General features: G+C 35.4%; 13 protein-coding genes. All 13 read left to right on the top strand.

Going from position 1 to position 16,421, the window contains the following annotated elements; translation table 11 throughout:
• Positions 1–7: 7 nt before the first annotated feature.
• The 13 genes from PHO71_RS05315 (at position 8) to PHO71_RS05255 (ending at position 16,421) form a co-directional block, all read left to right on the top strand.
• Complete coding sequence (locus tag PHO71_RS05315) at positions 8–2,422, top strand: SLBB domain-containing protein (protein WP_300199980.1); 2,415 nt, start codon at positions 8–10, stop codon at positions 2,420–2,422.
• Positions 2,423–2,429: 7 nt separating this feature from the next.
• On the top strand, positions 2,430–3,563 hold the full coding sequence (locus PHO71_RS05310; protein ID WP_300199978.1) for a chain-length determining protein: 1,134 nt from the start codon (positions 2,430–2,432) through the stop codon (positions 3,561–3,563).
• A 1-nt stretch (position 3,564) separates the two neighbouring features.
• The gene (gene rfbH / locus PHO71_RS05305) at positions 3,565–4,902 is read left to right on the top strand and encodes a lipopolysaccharide biosynthesis protein RfbH (RefSeq protein ID WP_300199975.1); all 1,338 of its coding nucleotides are present in this window, start codon (positions 3,565–3,567) and stop codon (positions 4,900–4,902) included.
• Positions 4,899–5,675 (top strand): glucose-1-phosphate cytidylyltransferase, encoded by a 777-nt coding sequence (gene rfbF / locus PHO71_RS05300; RefSeq protein ID WP_300199972.1) that lies wholly within the window; start codon positions 4,899–4,901, stop codon positions 5,673–5,675. The genes rfbH and rfbF overlap by 4 nt, the downstream gene beginning before the upstream one ends.
• A gap of 2 nt (positions 5,676–5,677) precedes the next feature.
• Positions 5,678–6,757: a CDP-glucose 4,6-dehydratase gene (gene rfbG, locus PHO71_RS05295; RefSeq protein WP_300199969.1), complete on the top strand. Its 1,080-nt coding sequence runs from the start codon at positions 5,678–5,680 to the stop codon at positions 6,755–6,757.
• 67 nt (positions 6,758–6,824) lie between these two features.
• Positions 6,825–7,688, top strand: coding sequence for an NAD(P)-dependent oxidoreductase (locus tag PHO71_RS05290; RefSeq protein ID WP_300199967.1), 864 nt, complete (start codon positions 6,825–6,827; stop codon positions 7,686–7,688).
• A gap of 30 nt (positions 7,689–7,718) precedes the next feature.
• The gene (locus tag PHO71_RS05285) at positions 7,719–8,984 is read left to right on the top strand and encodes an NAD(P)-binding protein (RefSeq protein WP_300199964.1); all 1,266 of its coding nucleotides are present in this window, start codon (positions 7,719–7,721) and stop codon (positions 8,982–8,984) included.
• 26 nt (positions 8,985–9,010) lie between these two features.
• Positions 9,011–10,069, top strand: coding sequence for a glycosyltransferase family 2 protein (locus PHO71_RS05280; RefSeq protein ID WP_300199961.1), 1,059 nt, complete (start codon positions 9,011–9,013; stop codon positions 10,067–10,069).
• Positions 10,070–10,076: 7 nt separating this feature from the next.
• On the top strand, positions 10,077–11,489 hold the full coding sequence (locus PHO71_RS05275; RefSeq protein WP_300199958.1) for an FAD-dependent oxidoreductase: 1,413 nt from the start codon (positions 10,077–10,079) through the stop codon (positions 11,487–11,489).
• Positions 11,489–12,958 (top strand): lipopolysaccharide biosynthesis protein, encoded by a 1,470-nt coding sequence (locus PHO71_RS05270; protein ID WP_300199955.1) that lies wholly within the window; start codon positions 11,489–11,491, stop codon positions 12,956–12,958. Before PHO71_RS05275 ends, PHO71_RS05270 begins: the two co-directional genes overlap by 1 nt.
• Positions 12,927–14,030, top strand: coding sequence for a radical SAM protein (locus PHO71_RS05265; RefSeq protein ID WP_300199952.1), 1,104 nt, complete (start codon positions 12,927–12,929; stop codon positions 14,028–14,030). Before PHO71_RS05270 ends, PHO71_RS05265 begins: the two co-directional genes overlap by 32 nt.
• On the top strand, positions 14,024–15,163 hold the full coding sequence (locus PHO71_RS05260; RefSeq protein WP_300199949.1) for a polysaccharide pyruvyl transferase family protein: 1,140 nt from the start codon (positions 14,024–14,026) through the stop codon (positions 15,161–15,163). The genes PHO71_RS05265 and PHO71_RS05260 overlap by 7 nt, the downstream gene beginning before the upstream one ends.
• 7 nt (positions 15,164–15,170) lie before the next feature.
• Positions 15,171–16,421: a glycosyltransferase gene (locus PHO71_RS05255; protein WP_300199946.1), complete on the top strand. Its 1,251-nt coding sequence runs from the start codon at positions 15,171–15,173 to the stop codon at positions 16,419–16,421.

Below are 16,421 nucleotides of genomic sequence, written 5' to 3'. Positions count from 1 at the left end.
ATAATAGATGAAAGTACAAAAACTATTTAATGTAGTTCTATTTGTTTTGCTGTTGGGAAGTACTACTTCACTAATGGCTCAAGTCATGAGTGATCAACAAGTATTAGAATACGTAAAAGAAGGCATCAAACAAGGCAAAGAACAAAAAGAAATGGCTGCTGAATTAGCCCGTAAAGGTGTGACTAAAGAACAGGCTACGCGCGTAAAGGAATTGTATGAACGTCAGAATAATGTAAACACTTCGAATTCTACAGGCACAGATGTTAATGAATCCCGTTTGCGTGAAGAGATGAAGGAAAATACTTCTGACATGTTAGAAGATCAGCCTACTACCCAGGATTTAGCTCGTGAAGATCAAGTATTCGGCAGAAATATTTTTAATACTAAGAATCTTACTTTCGAGCCCAGTGTGAATCTTGCTACTCCGGCTAATTATCGTTTGGGCCCCGGTGATGAATTAATCATTGATATTTGGGGAGCCAGCCAGAATACTATCCGTCAGCGAATATCTCCTGATGGTGCTATTAATATTCAAAAGATCGGTCCGGTTTATTTGAGTGGAATGACTGTTTCCGAAGCAAATGATTATCTCAAAAAGTCTCTTAATAAGATCTATAATGGTTTAAATAATGCCACTGAACCTAGTTCAGATATTCGTTTGACTTTAGGCAATATCCGTACTATTCAGATCAATGTGATGGGTGATGTCATTCAGCCTGGCACTTATGCCCTTTCTTCTTTCTCTACAGTCTTCCACGCTCTTTATCGTGCCGGTGGTGTGAGTGATATCGGTAGTTTGCGTAATGTCCAATTAGTAAGAAACGGAAAAAAACTTGCTACTATCGATGTTTATGAGTTTATCATGAAAGGCAATGCTCAGGATGACATTCGTTTACAGGAGGGAGATGTTGTTATTGTTCCTTCCTATGAAGTCCTGGTAAAGATTAGTGGTAAGGTAAAACGACCTATGCGTTTTGAAATGAAAAAAGACGAATCACTTTCTACCTTGATAAAGTATGCCGCTGGTTTTGATTCAGATGCATATACCCGTTCTTTACGTGTCGTTCGCCAGAACGGAGAGGAATATGAAGTGAATACAGTGAAAGATATAGATTATAGCATCTACCAGATGCGCAACGGTGATGTTGTAACCGCCGAAGCTATTCTAAATCGTTTTACTAATAAATTAGAAATTCGTGGTGCCGTATATCGCCCGGGAATCTATGAATTAAGTGGTAAACTTAATACAGTCCGTGAATTAGTCAATGAAGCCCAAGGTTTGACCGGAGACGCTTTCCTGAATCGCTCTGTTCTTTATCGGCAGCGCGAAGACTTAACAACAGAGGTTCTTCCAATTGATATCAAACCTATCATGAATGGTACTGCTCCCAATATTGCTTTGATGAAAAACGATATCCTTTATATTCCCAGCATTCATGATTTGGCAGACAGAGGTTATATCACAGTTCATGGCGAAGTTGCAAAACCTGATTCCTATCCTTACGCTGATAACATGACTTTGGAAGACTTGATAATTCAGGCAGGTGGTTTACGTGAAGCGGCTTCTACTGTCCGTGTTGATGTAACAAGACGAATCAAGAATTCTCATAGTACAATTGATAATGACACCATCGGTCAAATGTTTTCTTTCTCTTTAAAGGATGGCTTTATCATAGATGGTCAGCCGGGCTTTATTCTTCAATCTTATGATGAAGTCTATGTGCGTCGTAGTCCGGGATATCAGGCTCAACAGAATGTTTATGTTAGAGGAGAAATCCTTTTTGGCGGCACTTATGCCCTGACGAATAAAGAAGAGCGTCTTTCCGATTTAGTAAACAAAGCCGGAGGAACCACAAATTATGCATATCTACGTGGTGCTAAATTAACCCGTGTCGCCAATTCGAGTGAGAAAAAACGTATGGAAGATGTGATTCGTTTGATGCGTCGTCAGTTGGGAGAAGCTATGATAGATTCTTTAGGCATTGAGGTTGAAAATACTTTTACTGTAGGTATTGATTTGGAGAAAGCTCTTCGTAATCCTACAAGTAGTGCTAATATGGTTTTGCGCGAAGGAGACGTGATCTCTATTCCTAAGAATACAAATACGGTAGCTATTGATGGTGCTGTTATGGTTCCAAATACAGTATCATATTTAGAAGGAAAAGACATTGATTACTATCTGAATCAGTCCGGTGGTTATTCTGACAATGCGAAGAAGAGTAAGAAGTTCATTATTTATATGAATGGTCAAGTAACGAGAGTAAAGGGGAATGGTAGGAAACAGATAGAGCCCGGTTGTGAGATCATAGTGCCAAGTAAATCTAAGAAGCGTAATAATGTCAGTAATATTTTAGCGTATGCTACTTCATTCAGCACACTTGGTTTGATGATTGCTTCTGTTGCTAATCTAATAAAGAAATAATATTGTTATGCCAGAACAACAGTTGGATAAAACTTCACTTACGGAATCTAGGAAAAAACAACATGACGAGTTCGAAATTGATTTGATGGAAATCCTCCGTAAGATTATTTTCATTCGTAAGACATTATATAAGGCTGCAGGAGTTGGATTGTTGATTGGTGTTATTATTGCTTTGAGTATTCCCAAACTATATACAGTCAATGTCATGCTCTCTCCGGAAATGGGTAGAAATAAGGGGAATAACGGTCTTGCCGGATTGGATGCTTCTTTTTTAGGAAGTCCTACTTCCGGAGGCGATGCTACTGATGCGTTAAATGCTTTCCTCTCGTCTGATATTGTCTCTTCTACTCCATTTTTGCTTAAACTATTGGCTATAAATATTCCAACAATGAACGTTAATACGTCAATGGATTTAAATACTTATTTGGATGAACAATCAGTTCCTTGGTGGAGCTATGTGATAGGTCTTCCCAATCTGATTACTAATGGTATAAAATCTATTTTCACTGATGAGGATATAAAGAATTCCAAAGGAGAAGAACAAGGTACTATTGAACTAACTAAAGAGCAAAGTACTAAAATAGAGATTCTTCGTAAAAGCATAGCTGTAAAAGTGGACAATAAGACGGCAATAACAAATGTTACCATTACTTTGCAGAATCCCAAAGTTGCTGCGATCGTCGCAGACTCTATTGTTAATAAGTTACAAGAATGTATTATCGCTTATCGTATATCTAAGGCAAAAGAGGACTGTGCTTATCTGGAAAAGTTATTTAAGGAACGACAACAGGAATATTATACAGCTCAAAAGAAATATGCAAATTATGTGGATGCACATGATAATTTGATTTTGCAAAGTGTTCGTGCTGAACAAGAACGCTTACAGAGTGATATGAGTTTGGCCTATCAGGTATATAGTCAAGTAGCTAATCAGCTACAAGTTGGTCGAGCGAAAGTACAGGAAGAAAAGCCGGTATTTGCTGTAGTAGAACCGGCTGTTATTCCTCTGCAACCTTCAGGAGTAGGGATGAAAATTTATATCTTACTGTTTTCTGTCCTGTCTGTTATATGCACAATGGGGTGGCTGTTGATAGGACGAAAAGTCTGGGCAAGTTTAAAATATGAAATAAAAAGAAAATGATATGTCAAAAAAAGAAAAACTAAAACAACAAATACTTGAATTAACAAAAGAATATTATCAGGAGGTACATGCACAAAAGAAGAATTTTGAACCGGGTAAAAGTTTTGTTAATTATGGAGGTCGCTATTACAACGATCATGAATTAGTCAATCTGGTAGATTCCTCTCTTGATTTTTGGCTAACTGCTGGTCCTTGGGCTCGTAAATTTGAAACACATTTTGCCGGATGGTTAGGGGTGAAATACTGTTCTCTGACTAATTCCGGTTCTTCTGCCAATCTTTTAGCTTTCATGGCTTTAACTTCTCCTCAATTGGGAGAAAGAAGAATAAAACGTGGTGATGAAGTAATTACAGTAGCTTGTGGTTTTCCAACTACAGTTACTCCTTGTATTCAATATGGTGCTATTCCGGTTTTCGTAGACGTAACTATACCTGAATATAATATTGATGTAACTCAACTTGAGGCAGCCTTGTCATCTAAGACTAAAGCTGTTATGATTGCACATTCATTAGGTAATCCTTTTGATTTACAAGCTGTCAGGACCTTTTGTGATGACCACCATCTTTGGCTGGTTGAAGATAATTGTGACGCTTTGGGTTCAACATATATAATAGATGGAGTGGAAAAGAAGACCGGAACAATCGGACATATTGGTACCAGCAGTTTCTATCCCCCCCATCACATGACAATGGGCGAAGGCGGTGCAGTCTATACTGACGATCCATTATTACATAAACTTATTAATTCTTTTCGTGATTGGGGACGTGACTGCTGGTGTATGGGTGGTGTAGATAACACCTGTAAATTTCGTTTCAGCAAGCAATTTGGTGAACTACCTTTGGGTTACGATCATAAGTATGTCTATTCCCATTTCGGATATAATTTGAAAGTTACTGATATGCAAGCTGCAATAGGCTGTGCCCAACTAGAAAAGTTAGATTTTATAGTTGAGTCTCGCAGATCAAACTTTGCGTATTTGAAAAAAGGGCTAGCAAGAACTGAAGGAATCATTTTACCTGAACCTCAGAAGAATTCCAATCCAAGTTGGTTTGGTTTCTTAATCTCAGTGAAAGAAGATGCCGGTTTTACACGTAATGAGCTTTCTCAATATTTGGAAAATAAGAAAATTCAAACCCGTAATCTCTTTGCCGGCAATCTTTTGAAACATCCAGCTTTCGATGAGATGCGTTCCACGGGCGAGGGTTATCGTGTTATTGGTGAATTGAAAGGAACTGACTTTATAATGAATAATACCCTTTGGATCGGAGTTTATCCGGGTATGACTGTCGAGATGCTTGATCATATGATAACTACCATCCAAGAATTTTGTACAAAATGAAAGCAGTTATATTAGCTGGTGGTTTTGGTACCCGTTTGAGCGAAGCTACTAATCTTATTCCCAAACCAATGGTTGAGATAGGAGGTAAACCTATCCTTTGGCATATCATGAAAACTTATAGCCATTATGGCATCAATGAGTTTGTCATCTGTTGCGGTTATAAACAATATATTATTAAAGAATATTTTGCCAATTACTTTCGTCATAACAGTGATATGACAGTCGATCTGTCGAATAATACTACTACCATTCTCGATAATCACTCCGAGAATTGGAAAGTTACGATGGTAGATACTGGTTTAAATACCATGACCGGCGGGCGAATTAAACGCATACAGAAATATATTGGTAATGAACATTTCCTATTGACATATGGTGACGGAGTAACTGATCTGAATATTTCTGAGACTATTCATTCTCATGAATCATCCGGCTGTTTACTCTCTTTGACCGCTTACAAGCCTGGTGGCAAATTTGGAGCTTTACAAATAGACTTAGATACTAATAAAGTACTTTCCTTTCAGGAGAAACCTGATGGAGACCGTAATTGGATTAATGCCGGTTATTTTGTCTGTGAACCTGAAATTTTTGATTATATCCAAGATGGCGATTCTACCATTTTTGAACGGCAACCTTTGGAGAATATTGCAAAGGATGGTAAAATGCATGCTATCCGTCATACCGGATTCTGGAAACCGATGGATACTTTGAGAGATAATGTAGAACTGAATGAGATGTGGGATAAAGGGATTGCTCCCTGGAAAGTTTGGTAAATATGGATATAGATATTTTTAATAACTTTTATCGGGGTAAACGTGTATTAGTAACCGGTCATACAGGCTTTAAAGGTAGCTGGCTTACGATTTGGTTGCATGAATTAGGTGCCGAAGTTATAGGTGTTTCCCAAGATCCGTTTACACAAAGAGATAACTACATCCTATCCGGTATTGGTGAAAAAATAAAGTCAGATATCCGTGCAGATATTCGTGACCGTGAACGAATGAAAGCTATATTTCAGGAATATCAACCGGAGATTGTCTTTCACCTTGCCGCCCAACCTTTAGTTCGATTGAGCTATGACATTCCGGTTGAAACTTATGAAACGAATGTGATGGGTACTATTCATATCTTAGAGGCAATTCGTTTTACAGAAAGTGTAAAGGTTGGTGTGATGATCACTACGGATAAATGTTATGAGAATAAAGAACAACTTTGGGGGTATCGGGAGAATGAACCGATGGGTGGTTATGATCCTTACTCCAGTAGTAAAGGAGCCACCGAAATCGCCATCGCTTCTTGGAGGCGTTCTTTTTTTAATCCGGAATGGTATGAGAAAAATGGGAAATCCATCGCTAGTGTAAGAGCCGGTAATGTTATTGGTGGTGGTGACTGGGCATTGGACCGTATTATACCCGATTGTATAAAAGCCCTGGAATCAGATAAAACAATAGATATTCGTAGTCCAAAAGCTATCCGTCCTTGGCAGCACGTACTCGAACCTTTAAGTGGTTATATGCTTCTTGCGCAGAAAATGTGGGTGGAACCAACAAGATATAGTGAAGGTTGGAATTTTGGTCCACGAACAGAATCTATTTCTACGGTTTGGGATGTAGCTGAAAAAGTAATAGCCAATTATGGGAAAGGAGACCTAAGAGATCTTTCCGATACTAATGCATTGCATGAAGCTAAACTGTTAATGCTGGATATTTCTAAAGCAAAATATCAGTTAGGGTGGGAGCCACGGATGAATATTGATCAAACAGTGAAACTAACAGTTGATTGGTATAAACGATACAAGGAAGAATCTATTTATAATGTTTGTATTGAACAAATAAAAGAATATTTGTATAAATGAAAGATGTGAAATTCATATTCTCTTATATTTTATCCATACTTGTGCATAATTATAAGGAGATTTACTGATGAATATTTTGGTAACAGGTGCGACTGGTTTTGTTGGTCGTCATTTAATTCCTGAGTTACAAAAAGAAAATAACCATTTAATATTTGTAGTTCGGAATAGGGAGAAAGCTATAGAACTATTTGGACATAATAATATAACTTATATTTCAACAGATAATTTAGATGAAATAGAGAGTTATGCTCCAGATTGTGTTATTCATTTGGCTTCATATCTTTCCAGTAAAGATGATCCTGAAACGCTGAAAACATTAGTAGATACGAATATTTTGTTTGGCACATTATTACTAAACAGTTTGAAAAAATGTACAAATCTACGGCTCTTTATCAATTTTGGTACTTGCACTGAATACAGATTGGGTCCTATGGATGTTTCTAGCGCTTATCTTTATTCAGCGACTAAAACTGCCTTTCGACAACTTCTGAAATATTATTCTGAATCAAGTAATTATAGATACATAAATATCATTCCATACACAATTTATGGTGAAGCAGATTCTCAAAAAAAAGTAATGGATTATATAAAAGAGTCTTTAGATAGTCAGGAACCTGTGAAAATGTCAGGTGGTGAACAGGTATTAGATTTTATACATATTGACGATGTTGTATCTTTTATTAATTACGTAATGAATCATATGCCTTTAATTATGGAACAGCCTTTTATTGATTATCATTTGGGTACTGGTAAGGGTACATCTATCCGTGATCTTGCCAAAATTGTAGAGAATAAATATAAAAGAAAATGCAATATAGCATGGGGAGCATTACCTTATCGGGAAAGTGATGTGATGTATGCAGTTGCCCCTATCGGCAGATTGATTCATATAGGTTGGGAATCTACATATAGATTGGAAGATAAATTGTAAATTATGGAGTTTTATCTCAATGCTGTGTAAATGAGTAAAATAATTATATTAGGCGCTGGCATATCAGGACTTGGTGCTGGCTATTCATTTCGTAAGAATGGTTGTGATCCCATTTTATTGGAAAAGAATCCTACATATGGAGGATTATGTGATAACTTTGAAATAAAAGGTTTTTATTTTGATCATTTTGTTCATTTCTCTTTTACTAATGATGGTGAGGTTAAACGTCTCTTTCAACTTTCTGCTCCCAATATTATAAGACATACCCCCAATCCTTATAATATTTATAACAAGAAATGGATTAAACATCCGGCTCAGAACAATTTATATCCGTTGTCTTCATATGAAAAGCAACAGATAATAACTGATTTTAGAAAGCGGCCAATCGTGTCTGATATAAACCAGATCCAGAATTATGAAGAATGGTTACGAGCTCAGTATGGAGATTATTTTGCTGAACATTTTCCTATGATTTATACTCAGAAATATTGGATGTGTCAGGCTCGGGAGCTAGAAACGAAATGGATTGGTAACAGATTATATCAGCCTTCAATTGAAGAGGTTATTAGAGGATGTGAAACAGCCGATACTCCTGTAACATATTATGCTCAGGAAATGTGTTATCCCCAAAAGGGAGGATACAAAGCTTTTTTGAGAGTTTTGACAGAAGGATTGGACATAAAGTATAATTCGGAAATTGTAGAAATTTCTCCAATAGGCAGATCTGTTCGGACTCAAAAGGGAGATGTTTATTACTATGACAGATTAATTAGTAGCTTGCCTTTACCTGAAATCTTGAGTATGCTAAAGGACTTGCCTGATGACGTTATTAGTGCAGGTGAACAGTTAAGGTATACTTCAGGCTATTTAATTTCCATAGCACTGAAAACAAAAAACATACCTCCCTATTTGTGGTGGTATGTTTATGACGAAGATATTCTTGCTTCTCGTGTTTATTCTCCTTCTTTAAAATCACCTTACAATGTACCGGAAGGCTGTTCTTCTTTGCAATTAGAAGTTTATGTCAAGCAAGACGCATATACATATGAAGAACTATTTAATAAAACGGTAACCAGACTTGTTGAATTAAATATAATTGAAGAAATGGATATCCTTTTTGTTGATATTCGATTTGAAAAGTATGCCAACGTGGTATTTGATCATAATATATATAATTCAAGAAAAGTGATTCGTGATTATTTATTTTCTATAGGAATAGAAACTATAGGACGATTTGGTGAATGGGATTATTTTTGGAGTGATCAAAGTTTAAAAAGTGGTATGGACATTGCCTAATTGGTAATTAGAAAGATTGAGGGATTATGAATGTTATAAAAGGATTTGAGTATAATGATTGTTTTGCGCAACAGCATTCTGTCGATTCTAACTTGATTTTTGGTCATTTAGAATACGATTTAGAAGTAACGATTGTTATACCTACTTTTCGAAGAGGCAATATGATACGTGAAGCGATAGATAGTGCTTTACAACAGAATTACCCAACAGAGAAATTTGGAGTCATAGTCGTCGATAATGATCCGCAGCGTAATTGTGAGACTGAGAAACTGATGACTACTGAATATAAACAATATAGTCATATCTGTTATTACAAAAATCGAGAGAACTTGGGATTATATGGAAATTGGAATCGTTGTTTTGAACTAGCCCATTCTAAATGGGTTGTACTTTTGCATGATGACGACTTCTTGTTTGACAATTTCTTGTTGGAAGCAATGGCTTTTTTACATCAAAATAATAGTTGTGACATAGCTGTACTTAAACCTGAAATGGAGAATTGGTTAGATGATGGAATGCCGTTTAAAAAAAGAAATTATCGTTCAAAACTTCCGATTTTATCAATAATTCCGCTTCGACCTCGTGACTATATTTTCTTGGGAAATTATTTTGGTAGTCCGACCGGATGTATCTTTCTGAGAAAAGTAGTTTTAGATCAAGGAGGATTCAATCCATCTGTGTATCCGAGTGCTGATACGATGTTTATGCTTCGCATGGCCATGCAGTATAAAGTGTTATTGTATTGTAAAGTATTAGGGGCCAGGCGAATTGGACAAAATGTTTCATTGAATATTGATGTAATTATAAAATGTATTGATAGTCGTTATTCTGTTGTTGCTTATTTGTTGAAATATTTTCGGTTAAGATTCTTGTTTTTACGTAGATATGCAGATTATGCTGCTCTTGATTATTATAATGAAATAAGACGAGATTTATTACCATCTTTTACATATGATTTGTCGAAGTTGAACATTACATCTCTTGGACTTTTTTCTCAGATGAGTTTTCGGATGATTTCAAAATTATATCGTTGGGGTAAAAAGATTGAAGGGATTCTTGGTTATATATTGTATAATTTTAAATAACAATCATATGTCAAAATATAATGTAGTTATTATCGGTGCAGGTGCTGGAGGAATTGGTTCAGCTTATGCTCTTATTCATTCGGGTCTTAGTGTTTTAATGATTGATTGTAACCCGGAAATTGGTGGAACGCATATTAATGGATGGGTAAATGTACATGCTTCTACACCAGCTCCTCCATTCTTGAAGCCAATAATTAGTAGAATGTTACAGAGTAATATCGCTAAATATATTAATGCAGACTATCATGATTTTCAACCTAATGAATCCATTTGTTACGATATGTCGCTACTTCATTCTAAATATCAGAAATCGGGCAAAGAAGTAAATATTTGTTTTGTACCTGAAAAACAAGCTGAACTTTATCGGGCAGATCTCAAACAAGGAGGTATTCAGATACGAAATAATACTTTATTTCAGAAAGTTGTTTCATTTCGAGAGGGACAAGTACAATCTATTCAAGTTGTTGATTTATTGACTAATAAGACTGAGGTGCTGGAGGCTGATGTGTTTATTGATTGTTCTGCGGATTCTGTTTTAATTGGCGATTGTGGTGGAAAGCGATATATTGGGTTAGATGCTCGTGATAAGTATTTTACAGAATATGGCTTTATTGAAGAAAGTAATAAGAATTTGGAAAATAATGAAAGAGCATTAAATTATCCAACATTGATGTATCGAGTCGCTAAAGGCGCCGACGAAACATTGCCAGTATCGGCTTTTATCAATGACGCATTGCTCTACGAAGATAATTGTAAATATGTATATGTTAATACTATATCATATTTAGGCATGACTGGTCTAGATGTTATGAAAGATAAAAAACAGACATATGATGAATTGTTGCGGCGAGTTCATTTACATTGGGCAACTATTAAAGAAGGAGATAATCTGCGCTGCCAATTTTTTCATTTAAGAGAAAAGCGATTCATAGGCGCGGCTTCTATGTTGGGAATTCGGGAAACTTATCGGACATCTTGTGAACGAATGCTGAATGAAAATCATTTTTATGAGCAAATCTCATCTCAACGGCTAGCGGGAAAATCAAATCTTGATACTCCAATTGCGGTTGGTAATCATTCTGTGGATATACATGGTGATGCAGGTTCTAATATAGATGCGCAATCTATCAACAGTCGCATGAAACCTTATGGAGTACCTTATGGATGCCTAGTGCCTAAATGTTTTACTAATGTTTTGGTCGCTTCCAGAGGAGCCGGGTTTACTCATATTGCTGCCGCTTCGTTTCGGCTTAATAAAGATATAATGCAATTAGGTTGGGCTGCCGGCAAGGCATCTTTGCTATTTTTAAGTGATTTGTCCAAAAATGATTTTCGTAAGATTGATGCAAGGCAATTACAATTACCTCAATATACGGATTTTGTTGGAAGTGTGGCTGAACTGGAACGAATTATGAAGTAATGAACGAACGTTTTTCAACTGAACTTTTCTCTGGAACTTTTTATACGGCTGTTGCTAAGTATTTGAGTATTGGAATCTCCATATTAGTAACAGCCGTACTATCCCGAATCTTAACCCCTTCAGATTTCGGTACTGTAGCCATAGCTACAGTCTTTATAGGAATGATAACTTTACTGACAGGCTCGGGAATGAGTCCGGCTATTATACAGAATCAGGAGTTAGATAAGAATGATTTGAATCATATTTTTTCATTTACTCTATATTTAAGCCTTATATCAGGAATCTTTTTCTTGTTTTTGTCACCCTTGATTGCTCAAATATTTGCAGATAAACGATTGTTTAATATTTGCGCTTTTCTTTCTTTGAATGTTGTTTTTTCAATAGTTAATATTGTTCCAAATGCTTTGCTGTTTAAGCAGAAGCGCTTCCGGTTTATTGCTATTAGAACAATCATTGTTCAGCTTTTGTTGGGCATTTTTTCTGTAATTGCTGCTATATCCGGTTTTGGGATTTACGCATTACTCATTAATCCGATAATAGGAACATTACTGCTCTTTATTATTAGTTATCGATGTTATAATCTGTCGTTTCGTTTTAAAATTGATTGGAAGCCCGTTAAACGTATTCTTCCTTATTCTGCCTATCAAGTGGTTTTTAATTTAATGAATTTTACTTATCGAAATCTTGATAAGCTGTTGATAGGAAAATTTATGAGCATAAGTTTATTAGGATATTATGAGAAATCATATCGTTTGATGATGCTTCCACTTGAAAATATATCCAACGTTATTACGCCGGTTTTACATCCTTTATTGTGTGAATATCAGAATGATTTGGCTTTTGTATATCAAAAATATATAAGACTGATGCTTTTTTTCGCTTATATAGGTTTTACGTTATCTGTCGTTTTTTATTTTTGTTCAACTGAAATTATATTTATTCTTTTTGGTTCACAATGGATGCAATCAGTGCCAGTATTTAAAATATTTTCATTAAGTATTGGTATTCAGTTGATTCAATCTGCCGTTGGGGCTGTGTTTCAGGCTACAAATGAAATGCGAAAACTCTTTGTTGCAGGGGGGATAGCTTTCATTGTGACCGTTATTGCTATTATTGCAGGATTATATAGTAAAGATCTGGAAAGGTTAGCTATATATTTGGTAAGTGCATTTTATGTATCATTTTATGTGTATCATAAAATTTTAATTCAATTAGTATTGAAGAGTTCGTTGTCCCATTTCTTTTATTCTTTATTACGTCCTTTTATAGTAGCGCTTATTATAGCTGTAATTTTGTGGGTTTATACTTATTTTGTTGATATACAAAGTGTTGTTTTGAATTTATTTTTAAAACTGATTTTAAGCATTGGTTGTTTTATTGGTTTACAAACCTTGGGGATAGTTCGTGATTTGCCTTCTATTATACAAATTATTCGAAATGTTATATCTTATAAAAAGTCTTTTAATTGACACTCTTTGTCGTCTGTTTCATATTCGCCGAAAGCCGGTAGTGATTCAAATGCCTGTGACTTCACGCTGTAATTCACGTTGTAAAACATGTAATATCTGGGAAATTAAGGAAAAAAGTGATATTGATCCCGATACTTTAAGAAAAGTCTTACAAGATGACTATTTTTCAGAAGTACGAAGTGTTGGAATTAATGGTGGAGAATTGACATTAATCAAACACCCAGAAGAAATTATTAATGCTCTTTTGGTATTAAAGAAATTAGACTATATACATATCATTTCAAATGGTCTTTTACCAGACCGTTTGTTGTCGTTGTTGGAAAAAATAAAGCAGATAACGGTGAAACATAATGTAAAACTCGGATTAACTCTTTCTGTTGATGGGGTAGGGAGTGTTCATGATGAAGTGCGTGGAATTAAAAATTGTTTTGAACGGACAAAGAAGTTGATGGACGAGCTGGCACAAAATTCCAAATGTTACTGTGATGTAATGGATATTGGTTGTACTTTATCCAGATATAATATACCTTATGTACAACAAACGGATTCTTTTTTCAGTGGTTATCCATTTACTATTACTTATCATCTGGCTGTGCCCAATAAACGTATTTATACGTTTGACCGTTATGATTATTATGTATTGGAGGATGAACGTAGTAATTTGTTGGCTACAGAATTTTTTTATGGGAAATTTTTAAAGACCTCTTTTTCGAAGCAGGCGAGAATTAAGTTTCGGTATTTTGCAAATTATTATTTTTTGAAAAAGAAAGGGTATGGCAGACTAAGTCAATGTTCCTATCTAAATAGGGATGTGACAATAGATGAAAATTTAGATATCTTTTTGTGTGCTACTGCTAGTGATCGAATTGAAAATTTGCAGAAAAAGACTCCTGCGGAGCTATATAAACAGGGCAGTTTTGATGAAATGCAACGTCAGACATCGCAATATTGTAACACTTGCATTCATTATGTTGATTTACCAAATCTAAAAGGAGTTGTGTTGTTTATGTGTGAAATATTGAACTATCGTTGGTCGTGGGGAAATAAATATAAATTTTTATCAAAATGGTGACTATTACTGTTATTGGTTGGTACGGAACAGAAACAATTGGAGATCGTGCTATCTTAGCAGGATTGATACGTATATTTGGAGAACTGTATGATGATTTTGAAATTAAGTTAGGATCTCTTTTTCCTGTACTATCAGAGAGAACTTTGCTTGAAGATGGTCACTTTTTTAAAAGTTGCTCAAGACAACATCTCTCATCAATGTCAGTTTTTCCTTCTTTGAATCATCGCATCCTGAAAAAAGAAATATATTCATCTGATTTGTTGATTGTTGGGGGTGGCCCATTGATGGATATGCCACTTCTATATATGTTAGAATATGCTTTCCAGATAGCTCAGAAGTATTGTGTTAAATGTGCCTTATTGGGATGTGGTTGGGGACCTTTACATCAAAAAGAATATATATCTTGTGTAAATAAAATTATTCAAATGTCTGATTTGAATATATTTCGAGATTCGCAATCAGAAAAGGAATGTAGACTTTATTTAAGTAAAGAAGATAGTAAGACTACTTATTTAATTGACCCTGCTTTTCTGGCAGCGGATTATTATCTTCAAAAAAATATAGATGTACTTAGACAAGAGGCTTTTGTTTCAGTTAATTTTAGAGATATTGCACTAGATCAATATAAAGGAGACTCTCTTGTATATGAAAAGCAGTTTAAATTGCTGTTAAGTGAACTTGTTGAAAAGACATCAGTACCAATTAAACTAATTCCAATGCATACATTTACAATTGGTGGAGATGACCGGATTATATTGGATAAAATACAGAAACAAATGGGAAATGAACAAATACTTGTTCAGCATGACCCATTGAGTTTAGAAGAAACGATGAATATTTATTATCATTCATTATTGTGTGTGGGTATGCGATTTCATTCAATTGTACTTCAAACAGTTCTAAATGGAAAAAACTATTTACTCGATTATACTGATCCGGTGACTGGAAAGATTGTCGGTATGCTGGATGAACTTCAATTATTACCATTTTATCATAAAAGATATTGTTCATTACAATCACGAGAACAGATGTTTCATATTGATTCAAATATTCAACGATTTACATTTAATGAAAGGACTTTTAGTAATTATTTAAGATGCTATAAAGAAAAAATTCGTTTGATATCAATCTAAAACAAGCATGAAAATCGTACACATAAATTACTCTGACCGAATGGGCGGAGCTGCTATTGCTGCCTATCGGCTGAATGAGGCTATGAATTTGGCTGGTATGAGTTCGACTCTGCTTGTGGCTGATAAAACAGATTTCGGGAATCAGTATGTGGTTACACCTGAGCAGAGATTGATTAAAATGAAGACGCTATTTAAACGTTATTGGACAGATTGGTCTGTTAATAGAATTAAGGCATTCGGGGCATGGTCCTATGCTAATACCGGATTTCAACTGGCTAAGGAAAAAGTTGTACAGGAAGCGGACGTGATTTATCTTCATTGGACTAATTTTGGTTTGTTGTCTGTGCAAGGAATACAAGAATTATTGAATACAGGAAAACCTATTTATTGGTTTATGCATGATATGTGGCCTTTTACCGGTGGTTGCCACTATGCTTTTGACTGTGAACGTTATAAAACTCATTGTGGGGCTTGTCCTATGTTTTATGCAAAGATGGGTAGTCGGTGTGAATATGATTTATCTTATAAACAATTTGAAAGGAAAAAGAGAAAATGGAGTTCATATTCAAACTTGACAATCTTAACTCCTAGTGAATGGTTAGGACATTGTGTGGAAGAGAGTCGTTTGTTTGGAGATAAGAAAATTCAACTTAGCCGCAACGTAATTGATACTAATCGCTATCGTTCTGTTCCTCAATCTATAGCTCGTAATTTACTGGGTTTGCCGGAAAATAAAAAGCTTGTTCTGTTTGGGGCAGATGCGATAAATAGTCCCTATAAAGGATGGAGTTATTTAAAAGAAGCTATTCATAATATGTCCGATACTATAGAATACGTGGTATTTGGAGGATGCGATTCGAATGCTGTAGAAATGGAGACAAAGGCATCTTTGCACTTTATGGGGCGACTTCATGATGACTATTCGTTGATGTTACTTTATAATGCTGCTGATGTGCTGGTGGCCCCTTCTTTAGCCGATAATTATCCCAATGTAATTTTAGAAGCTATGGCTTGCGGACTACCTGTGGTTGGATTCAATACAGGTGGAATACCAGAATTGGTTGAACATCAAGTAACGGGTTATTTGGCAAATAAAGAGGATAGTTCCGATTTGTGTACCGGAATTAATTGGATATTATTTACTGCAGATATTAGTAAACTAAAAGCGAATGCTCGATTGAAGATAGAAACTGAATCATCATATAATAGTATTTCTGAAAACCATAAAGATATATATGAGTTGTTTACGAGAGTATAA

Origin of the sequence: Bacteroides sp., assembly GCF_028690125.1 — a bacterium.
GTDB lineage: Bacteria > Bacteroidota > Bacteroidia > Bacteroidales > Bacteroidaceae > Bacteroides.
Note: the sequence above shows the minus strand (reverse complement) of the source record. Positions and strands in the feature narration are given on the sequence as shown.